This window comes from Streptomyces sp. NPDC056486, from assembly GCF_042795295.1.
Classification (GTDB): domain Bacteria; phylum Actinomycetota; class Actinomycetes; order Streptomycetales; family Streptomycetaceae; genus Streptomyces.
In genome coordinates, this window is record NZ_JBHTSF010000331.1 from 1 (window position 1) to 1,558 (window position 1,558).

At 70.2% G+C, this 1,558-nt stretch carries 1 protein-coding gene; it reads right to left on the reverse strand.

What is annotated here, in order from left to right; translation table 11 throughout:
* Window positions 1-242: 242 nt before the first annotated feature.
* Window positions 243-1,283 (reverse strand): NADPH:quinone reductase, encoded by a 1,041-nt coding sequence (locus ACFQ7F_RS45840; RefSeq protein WP_383285747.1) that lies wholly within the window; start codon window positions 1,281-1,283, stop codon window positions 243-245.
* Window positions 1,284-1,558: the final 275 nt, after the last annotated feature.

Sequence of the window (1,558 nt, forward strand, 5' to 3'; positions counted from 1 at the left end):
CGGATTGCAGGAAAGTCCCACGACACGCCGAGGTTAGGGGTGGATGGGCGGGACTTTCTTGCAACTGGCCGCCATTTCGGGCCGTGGGGGCTGCTTCTCCCCGGGGGCCTCTCGCGGCGCACCTACTTTGGCGAAGTTGCGTTCCTGCAAGAGAGGGGCGCGCGAGCGCACCAATGCGCCCCTCAAGTGGCACGGAGGGCGGATTGCAGGAAAGTCGCACCGACGGGTGGCGGTCGCCACGGTTAGGGGATGTCGACCAAGACCCGCCCCACCACGCCCTTTTCGAGTGCTGCGTGGGCGTCGGCTGTGTGCTCCAGCGTGAAGCGGTGCAGCGGCAGTCCGGCCTCCTCGCCCACGCGCAGCGCGCCCGCGTCCACTGCCGCTGTGACGTCGGTGATCGCCTGCTGCTTCGCCGTGGACGGCACGGTGTAGACGAACACGCTCTGCCAGCGCAGGTTTGTTGAGAGTGAGGTGAGTACTGGGATGGACAGGTGCTCGCCCTCGCCGCCCGAGTAGTACGCCACCACTGCACCTTGGGCGGCCACCGCGATGTCGAGAGCGGCGTTCGCGCCCGGTGCGACCTCCACGACGATGTCGACGCCCTCGGGGGCGAAGGCCAGGATCTCCGCGACCGCGTCCTGCGTGCGGTAGTCCACCGTCAGGTGGGCACCGGCCGCGCTCGCCAGCGCGGCCTTGGCGGGGCCGCTGACCGTGGTGATCACGCGTGCTCCCGCCCAGCGGGCGAGCTGAATGGCCGCGTTGCCGACCGCGCCGGCGCCACCCGCCACCAGCACGGTCGCGCCTTGCAGGGTGCCGGGTGCGAGCTGCCCCGGCCCGCCGTCGTGAACGGTCAGCGCGCGGTGCGCGGTCAGGGCCGGGATGCCCAGCGCGGCGCCGAGTTCGAACGAGGCGTGGTCGGGCAGGGCGACGGCGTGCTGGTCGGGGACGAGCGTGTACTGCTGTGCCGTTCCCCAGGGCCGCTCCCAGGCGGCCTCCCAGATCCACACCCGCTGCCCGACCCGCGCCGGATCGACCTCCGGGCCGACGGCGTCAATCACCCCAGCACCGTCCTGGTGAGGCACCTCCTCGCGCACACCCGGCGGCAACGCCCGCTGACGGGCGCGCCAGTCGGTCGGATTGACGCCGGAGATGTGCACGCGAACCCGTACCTCACCGGGCCCGGGCTCAGGAACCGGCCGCTCAACGAACTGAAGAACCTCAGGCCCACCAGCAGTCGTCCGGACAACGGACTTCATCTCTCGCACACCCACGCCCACATTCATCCTTCGCTCACTCTGGGGAGCCCGGAGACGCCCAGGACACCCTCCTCCGAACCCCACCCCGGAGCGACATATTCCGCCCTCCGTGCCACTTGAGGGGCGCGTTGGCGCGCTCGCGCGCCCCTCTCCTGCAGGAACGCAACTTCGCCAAAGTAGGTGCCCCGCGCGAGGCCCCCGGGGAGAAGCAGCCTCCACGCCCCGAAAAGGCGGCCAGTTGCAAGAAAGTCCCACCCATCCACCCCTAACCTCGGCGTGTCATGGAACTTTCCTGCAACCCA

What these genes read in the sequence shown, in the direction of transcription:
- ACFQ7F_RS45840 (WP_383285747.1), bottom strand. Translation starts at nt 1,283, where the DNA reads ATGAATGTGGGCGTGGGTGTGCGAGAGATGAAGTCCGTTGTCCGGACG.